General features: G+C 58.6%; 8 protein-coding genes. 2 read left to right on the forward strand and 6 right to left on the reverse strand.

Annotated features, from left to right (window positions below; translation table 11 throughout):
* Positions 1–452 (forward strand): hypothetical protein (locus VL598_RS13700; protein WP_325327272.1); only part of this gene is annotated, 452 nt, incomplete at its 5' end.
* Between the two features lie 466 nt (positions 453–918).
* Here the strand turns inward: VL598_RS13700 and VL598_RS13705 are convergent.
* The 5 genes from VL598_RS13705 to VL598_RS13725 all read right to left on the reverse strand — a co-directional run bounded on the left by VL598_RS13705 (position 919) and on the right by VL598_RS13725 (position 4,899).
* The gene (locus VL598_RS13705) at positions 919–1,698 is read right to left on the reverse strand and encodes a peptidylprolyl isomerase (RefSeq protein WP_325327273.1); all 780 of its coding nucleotides are present in this window, start codon (positions 1,696–1,698) and stop codon (positions 919–921) included.
* Between the two features lie 91 nt (positions 1,699–1,789).
* The gene (locus VL598_RS13710) at positions 1,790–2,134 is read right to left on the reverse strand and encodes a BolA family protein (protein ID WP_325327274.1); all 345 of its coding nucleotides are present in this window, start codon (positions 2,132–2,134) and stop codon (positions 1,790–1,792) included.
* A 4-nt stretch (positions 2,135–2,138) separates the two neighbouring features.
* Positions 2,139–2,669: a septation protein A gene (locus tag VL598_RS13715; protein ID WP_325327275.1), complete on the reverse strand. Its 531-nt coding sequence runs from the start codon at positions 2,667–2,669 to the stop codon at positions 2,139–2,141.
* A gap of 147 nt (positions 2,670–2,816) precedes the next feature.
* Positions 2,817–3,266 carry a peptide-methionine (R)-S-oxide reductase MsrB gene (gene msrB, locus VL598_RS13720; RefSeq protein ID WP_325327276.1) on the reverse strand — a complete coding sequence of 150 codons (450 nt, stop codon included), beginning with the start codon at positions 3,264–3,266 and terminating at the stop codon, positions 2,817–2,819.
* 76 nt (positions 3,267–3,342) lie between these two features.
* Positions 3,343–4,899: a protein adenylyltransferase SelO gene (locus VL598_RS13725; RefSeq protein WP_325327277.1), complete on the reverse strand. Its 1,557-nt coding sequence runs from the start codon at positions 4,897–4,899 to the stop codon at positions 3,343–3,345.
* A gap of 336 nt (positions 4,900–5,235) precedes the next feature.
* On the opposite strand from VL598_RS13725, the gene pncA reads away from it, so the two are divergent.
* On the forward strand, positions 5,236–5,868 hold the full coding sequence (gene pncA / locus VL598_RS13730; protein ID WP_325327278.1) for a bifunctional nicotinamidase/pyrazinamidase: 633 nt from the start codon (positions 5,236–5,238) through the stop codon (positions 5,866–5,868).
* A 152-nt stretch (positions 5,869–6,020) separates the two neighbouring features.
* Here the strand turns inward: pncA and VL598_RS13735 are convergent, their stop codons facing one another.
* The gene (locus VL598_RS13735) at positions 6,021–6,878 is read right to left on the reverse strand and encodes a hypothetical protein (RefSeq protein ID WP_325327279.1); all 858 of its coding nucleotides are present in this window, start codon (positions 6,876–6,878) and stop codon (positions 6,021–6,023) included.
* Positions 6,879–7,604 lie beyond the last annotated feature (726 nt).

The following is a 7,604-nucleotide window of genomic DNA, read 5'->3' on the forward strand; positions in this document are numbered from 1 at the left end:
GTTCGGCGTACCTGCACCCTGGCGCGGCATACCTGCATCCCGGTTCGGCGTACCTGCATCCTGGCGCGGCATACCTGCATCCTGGTTCGGCGTACCTGCATCCTGGCGCGGCATACCTGCACCCTGGTTCGGCGTACCTACATCCTGGTTCGGCGTACCCACAGCAGGCTACCCCCGATTACCTTGCTTCATTCAAAAAAGAGGGGGAGGAGGGTACCTGGTTGCGTCCCGATTACCTTGCTGTGTTTCTCGACGGAGAATCGCAAGATTTCACCGTTAGCGTGTATTTAAAGGGCGCCGAGCACCGTCAGACATTCGCGAAGCCGATTTCAGGTTCGGTAGAGGAAAAATACCTGCTTGCGCTTTTGTCTACGCCGAACAAATCCGCGATTTACGTCTATGGCAAGCTGCAAGAGGATGGCTCGCTCCAAATTAAGGGGTTCCTGTTGTAATGCCTGGCAGTAGCGCCTAGGTATAACAGGATGACAACGCCGCCCAAGGCCGGTGTTGGATTGAGCGAACCTAGCAGTTTGATCAGGCCGGCTGTCGTCTGCGGGCCTCTAGAATGACCACGATCTGCATCGGGTCGACTTCGATTTGTCCTGCGATGCAGACATTGCAATCGCTCTGCCTCGGCAATCGGCCAATAGCTAGAGCCTTGCGTTGACTACGACGGGCCTCAGCCAGGTGTTAAAGCTGCCGGCAAACGCCTTGTTCAACGCTACAGCTTTAGAGGCTGGCGAAGCTGAACAGCAAGGATGGTACCCAAGCGGTCTGCCATTCATCGAATGGCGGACCGAGTGGCCCCACCATCTTTGAGTCGCGCCTTTCAGCAACAACGCATGGGTATACGCTCGCGTTGCCTGTCAAAAAAATGCCGCGCAAGCGCGGCATTTTTGTATTGGCGCAAATGTCGCGTTACTGAATCTTGGCTTTAGCCTTCAGGCTCTGCTCGAACGCCTGGAGCTTTTCCTGCTGCAATTGCTGAACGATTTGCGGTTTGACTTGATCCAACGGCGGCGGCGTGATCGGGCGCGTGTCGTCGAGACGGATGATGTGCCAGCCGAACTGCGTGTGGACAGGCGTCTGCGTCATTTGGCCCTTCTTCAGCTGCTCGGCTGCCTTGCCGAACTCAGGCACGTAAGCGCTGGGGTTCGACCAGTCGAGGTCACCGCCATTTTTAGCCGAACCCGGGTCTTTCGAGTACTGCTTGGCGAGATCTTCGAACTTCGCGCCAGCCTTGATCTTCGCGATCAAGTCGTTCGCCTGCTGCTCGTTGTCGACGAGGATATGGTGCAGGTGCAGCTCGTTGCCGCCCGCTTGCTTCACGAGCTGGTCATAACGCGCCTTGACTTCAGCATCAGTCGGCTTGTTCTTTGAGAGGTACTCCTCGATGAGCGCACGCAGGACGACCGTTTGCTCGGCGACGGCCACTTGTGCCTTCACGTCCGGGCGCGCCGGAATGTTTTCGCGCACCGCCTCTTGCATCAGAATTTCGCGATTGATCAGCTCGTCGCGCACGGCTTGCTGCAGCTGCGGGGTGTCGGCCTGACCTTGCTTCACGAGTTGAGCAACGAGTGCATCGGCTCGGGACTTGGGAATGGCCGTACCGTTCACCACAGCGATGTTCTGCGCAAAGGCGGGCGCGGCTGCGAATGCGGCGAGCAGTACCCAAAGACGCGTTTTGTTATAAGTCATCGGAAGTTTCCTAACGTTCCTAGCGGCAAAGATTCGTTGAACAAAATGTCGCCCTTGGCGTTCGATTGCACGCGGTCCGAGGGCTTTCAATCTATATGGAAGGCGTCGAAGGCGGCAAATCCGGTAACCCGGAAAACTCTTCAGGCGTATATGCCGTGATCGCCAAAGCGTGTATGCCGCGTTTCATCACATCGGCCAGCGCATCATACACCAGGCGATGCCGGGCGAGACGTGCCTTGGCGACGAAGGCCGTGGATACGATCGTTACCGAATAATGCCCTCCGGCGGCCGCACCGGCATGGCCCGCGTGCAACGCGCTATCGTCGCGCACGATGGTTTTAGAGGGCGCAAGCGCCGCGTCAAGCCGACCCTCAATGAACGCGATGCGCTCGGCCGGCGTTGCGTTCAGGAATTCCGTTGCAGAAAGCCCGTTCATTGGCTCAATCCTCCTTCATATACTTCGAGAGCCAGAGACTTTGGGCGACGATGAAAACAACCATGGCTCCCGTCGTCCCAAAAAGTTTGAAATTCACCCATTGCGCTTCGGTAAAGTTACCGACGACATATAAGTTTGCGATGCCCAGCGCGAAGAAAAAAAGAGCCCATGCGATGTTGAGCCTATCCCAGATTGCATGCGGCAGCGTCAGCTGCTTGCCCATCATGGTTTCGATCACGTTCTTGCGGAACCCATAACGCGCAACGAATAGCCCGACCGTAAAGAGCCAATAAAGCGCCGTCGGTTTCCATTGAATGAATTTTTCGTTGTGGAGCAGGAGCGTTGCACCGCCGAAGACGACGATGACGACGAGGCTGACCCACAGCATTGTGTCGACCTTGCGATGGCGAAAGGCCATCCAAGCGACTTGGAGTAGCGTGGCGACGATCGCGACTGCGGTGGCGGTGAAGATGCCCCAGAGCTTGAAAGCGACAAAAAACAGAACGATCGGGAAAAGATCGAAGAGAAATTTCATGAATAAAAAAGCCGAAGCATCGCAATGATTCAGGACGGGGCTCGCGCTGAACGTCACCTGCGCGCGAGCACTACGTCCGATTCGACGCGCCGGGGGCGCGTGGCTTGGGAGGCGCGCCCCTGCCTCCCAGGGGCGGCGGGGTGCGCGCTACTTGGGCTCGAATTGTAACGCAGCCGAATTGATGCAGTAGCGTAGCCCTGTCGGGGCCGGACCATCCTCAAAGACGTGGCCGAGATGCGCGCCGCATTGCTTGCATCGCACTTCGATGCGAAGCATGCCGTGCGAACGGTCCGTCTTTTCTTCGATGACTTCGCCGTTGAGCGGCTGGAAATAGCTGGGCCAGCCGCAGCCGGCGTCAAACTTCGTCGATGATTCGAAGAGCGGCGTACCGCAACAAACGCAGTCGTAGACGCCGCGCTCCCAGTGGTTCCAGTAGCGGCCGGTAAACGGGTATTCGGTTGAGGCTTGGCGCGTCACCTCGTACTGCATGTCGGACAATTCGCTACGCCACGCTTCGTCGGATTTGCTAACCGGATAGGTATCGCGAGGTGCTTCGCTCGTGTCGGGCACGGCCTGCGGGTCGGTGCGGTCAGTCATGAGGATCTCTCTGAAGTCAGAGGCGCCCGTGTACGCAAAGGCGCCGGTTATGGAAGGCGGGGCTGACGGTCGCGGCTCAAGACGAGCAGCTTACCGATAGCGTGCTCGCCCAGTCGGGCGGCAGGGCCGCATAAGATTCGAATTCGGGCTGCTCGTCGAACGGACGGCGCAGCACGGCCGCGAGCCGCTCGAGCTCCGAGAAGTCCTTCTCCTTCGCCCGTTGGATCGCCGTCTCCGCAAGATGGTTGCGCAGCACGTATTTCGGATTGACTTGGTTCATCGCCTCACGCCGGGCGGCATCGTCGCGAGGATCTGCGGCAAGCCGAGCGCGGTAGTCGACGGCCCAGCGGTCAAATGCGTCGCGATCGAGGAACAAGTCTCGCACCGGCGCGTCCTCGCTCGCATCGTGCTTCGACACGTCGGCAAGACGGCGAAACGTCAGCGTAAAGTCGGCACGATTGGCATGCATGAGTTCCAGCAGACGATTGGCGAGTGCGTCGTCACCGGGCTGCTCCTGCGCGAGGCCCAGCTTGTCGCGCAGCCGCCGTGCGAGCGCTGGCGCAAAATGCCTCTTGAAGCTTTCGAGCGCCTGCTGTGCCTCGGCGACGGATCGCTCAGAACGCACCGCTTCGTCGTGTTGCGCGCCGATGAGTGGCAAAAGGCTCTGCGCCAGGCAAAAGCAGTTCCAGTAAGCGATTTGCGGTTGCATCCGATAAGCGTAGCGGCCATGCGTGTCGGAGTGGTTGCAGACGTGCAGGGCATCGAAGCCGTCGATGAAGCCGAACGGGCCGTAGTCGATCGTAAGACCGAGGATCGACATGTTGTCCGTATTCATGACGCCATGACAGAAGCCAACAGTCTGCCACTGTGCCACGAGCTCAGCTGTGCGGACCGCCACGGCGTCGAGCAGGGCAAGGTACGGATCCTTTGCCTCGCGGCACGTTGGATAAAACCGCTCGATGACATGATCGGCCAGCGCTCGCAGCTCGTCGATGCGATCGGCCGAATAAAAGTGCTCGAAGTGACCGAAGCGCACGAAGCTCGGCGAAATGCGCGTCACCACTGCCGCGGTCTCCATCTCCTCCCTGCGCACGGATTCGTCGGACCCGATTACGCACAATGCACGCGTTGTCGGGATGCCGAGGTGGTGCATCGCCTCTGAGCAGAGGAACTCGCGAATCGACGAGCGCAGCACGGCGCGGCCATCGCCCATGCGCGAGTAAGGCGTGCGGCCGCTGCCCTTGAGCTGGAGTTCATGGCGCGCGCCGTCATGCTCGAGCTCGCCGAGCGACAGTGCGCGGCCGTCGCCGAGCTGGCCGGCCCAGACGCCGAATTGGTGACCGGAATAAACGGACGCATACGGCAGCGCTTGTTCGGGCCATTCCCGAGTTGGATTACCGGAGAAGAAGGCGGCAAAGCCGGCGTTGTCGGTGATCGACGCATCGAGTCCGAGCAGGGCCGCCGCATCGGACGAAAAACCGACAAGGTACGGATCGCGCAGCGGCGACGCAGGCAGGCGCGTATAAAAGGCGCTGCCGAGGCTTGCGAACGAAGCGGCACGCTCGGCGCCGAGCGCCGCGGCGAGTGACGCCGTTGCCTCGATGGGCTCGGCGATGCTTGGGGAAAGCGACATGTTGGGTGGCCTCTGGGTTACCCGACATTGTAAGCGGCCCGTTCGGAACGCGTCGCCGGCTGCAGTCTCGCGCTGTCGAACCGCGCTCGCGGGGCTTTGCGTGCCGGGGCGCCGCACACCTATGCACTCGTCGGCGAGGGCGCGAGAATACGGGCTGAAGACATTGCGAGGAAGATGTCCGATATCGACGTTGTTTTTGTTTATTTGACGGGTCCGGATTTTCGGCTGAGCGGGCTCATCGCAATCACAAGATGACGGCTTTACCACGCTGCTCGACGCGATGTCTGCGTGCTGTCCTGATGGCGACGCCGGGAACGGCTAATGAGAGGTGACACGATGAAGGGACCGAGTGAGGCGCTGCTCGTCATTGACGTGCAATACGACTTCATGCCGGGCGGCGCGCTGCCCGTCACGCGCGGCGACGAGGTGGTGCCCGTCGTCAATCGGCTCATGGCCGGCTTCGAGCATGTCGTGCTCACGCAGGATTGGCATCCCGCCGACCATGTGTCCTTCGCCGCCAACCACGCGGGACGCCAGCCTTTCGAGACGCTCGCGCTGCCCTACGGCGAGCAGGTGCTGTGGCCGCTGCATTGCGTGCAAGGCTCAGCAGGGGCCGCGTTGCATGCCGATCTTGAGGTCAACCGCGCGAGGCTGCTGATACGCAAAGGGCATCGACGCGACATCGACAGCTACTCCGCGTTTGTCGAAGCGGACCGGAAGACATCGACGGGCTTGGCCGGCTACCTGCGCGAGTCGGGGGTTCGACGCGTGTGGTGCTGCGGACTTGCGACCGACTATTGCGTTGCGTGGACGGCGCTCGATGCACGTGCGGCTGGGCTCGATGCAGTCGTCGTCGACGATGCCTGCCGGGCCATCGACCTTGACGGGTCGCTTGAGCGGGCGTGGAAGGATATGCAGGCGGCGGGTGTGGGGCGCATGGGGGTGGAATTTTCTTGTGTGGATGGATGAGGCTGGGCGTGGCGGGAGATGGATTTTGCCGCCGCCGCGAGGTCGTCAAGCGCTCAACTTTCCCCGTATTTCCTGCTCGGATGGCTTGCGATGCTCACCACAGCGGGATGGATTGCTGTCGTTGACAAGCAAACAGCACAATGATCTGCTGTTTATTCTGCTTCTCTTTCCATGGGGAGTTGTTCCGGTTTCATCGCCATTTTTAAATTAAGCATTAGCGAAACGCCTTCACGTATTTGTTTTTTGATCTTATTTACGTCATCTGCTGTTGGTTTGAAGTTGTTAAACCTTGCAGCGTCTCCGAGTGCTATCAGATCTTTGTTGTTCTCGTAGAACTTCTGGAGGTCGTGAACGGCTTCCTGTGCCGTCTTTGGCAAGGTTTTAACGCCTTTTTGCCATTGACTCAAATTGATTGAGCAAGCTCTCGGCGCTGTAGCAAATCTGCGAAATGAGCCATTGCCTGTCGCTGCATTTCTGAGACTCGGTTCGTCATTCTCTCTTAGTATAATAATGTATGAATTAAGACTATTTGGGCCACTTTGTCTTAATTGGTCAACTGCATCAAGACCCGATCGGATCGAGCGATTTATCCACTCTTTCTCCATCTTCTCGTCTGGGAGAATTGATTTCCCAGAATCCCTAGCCTGTTCGATGCTGATTTTGGTTTTTGACGACACGGCGCTACCGAAGTTGGTAATTATGTCTCGAAGGCCGGGCTTCGGAAGCATCGCTGTTCCACCCTCCCGTATTTTTGATGAGAACTTGCCAAAAATCTCTTTGAAACTGCTGCCGATGTTTGACTTTTGGCTGCTAAAAAAGTCGGTAAATCTGTCTTTGGGACTGGGATGTCCGAGCGGCGATGCTGTCGCCTGCAACGCAAGCGAGAGCGCGTCGTCCGGTTTTGAAGGGCCGGGCGGCGTGTAGGACAAGGACACTTTGGGGGACGTCCAAATCGGGGCTTCAAACATATTGCCGATAATCGCGCTGAGATCGCTCGAGTGTGAATCCACCGCAGCCTCTCCGTTGGACTTCGCGGGTCTTACAGACCGAGAGACGCTGGGCGAAGGAGCTGACGAGTTGCCGGAATATTTAATGGCACCTGATCGTCGTAACGGTCGCTGGGAGAGCGGTTGAGCCGCCGACGTGGATCCCATAGGCCGGACGGACGGTGAATTCGCATCCCTTTTCGGTCGTGAATCCAAGCCATTGAGTAATTCCGGTGACTGTTGTGCGGTAGTGCTGCGGCTATTTCCTTTCGGGCTATTGCCGTCCAATTTGCCGCGCCCGTCGGACTCGGGGAGTGAAGGATGGGGTATAGGGCTGATTAGGACCGGCTGCATAATTGGCTCTCAGAGACGCTATCGAACGAGGGCAAATGTAAGTCTTCTCGAGCCAGACTACCGTGGTGACGCGAAGCTTTGTATAAGAAGGCGAATTTTTGGTTATTTGCGGTGTCCCTTCATCACAATGTGTCGCCGGTTGCATGGGCTGTCGCCCGCAAGGAAAACGCGAAGAAAGATTTCCGTTTGATCGGGACACTCGCCTTGATCGTTGCGTGTCACTTGCCGACATCAAGGACGCCGCTAAGCGAGCGGGCGCGAATTTGCCAATCGAGGGCGCTTGTCGTTCCGTTCGTCCGAAAAACGCTGCGACAGCACGCTTTCGTTGCACCCTCCGGTAGCGTCCTGCCAGTTGTCCACTACGACTTGCTGTCGCTTCCACTCGATGACAAGGAC

The sequence above is a fragment of the Trinickia sp. genome (assembly GCF_035492435.1).
Classification (GTDB): Bacteria; Pseudomonadota; Gammaproteobacteria; order Burkholderiales; family Burkholderiaceae; genus Trinickia.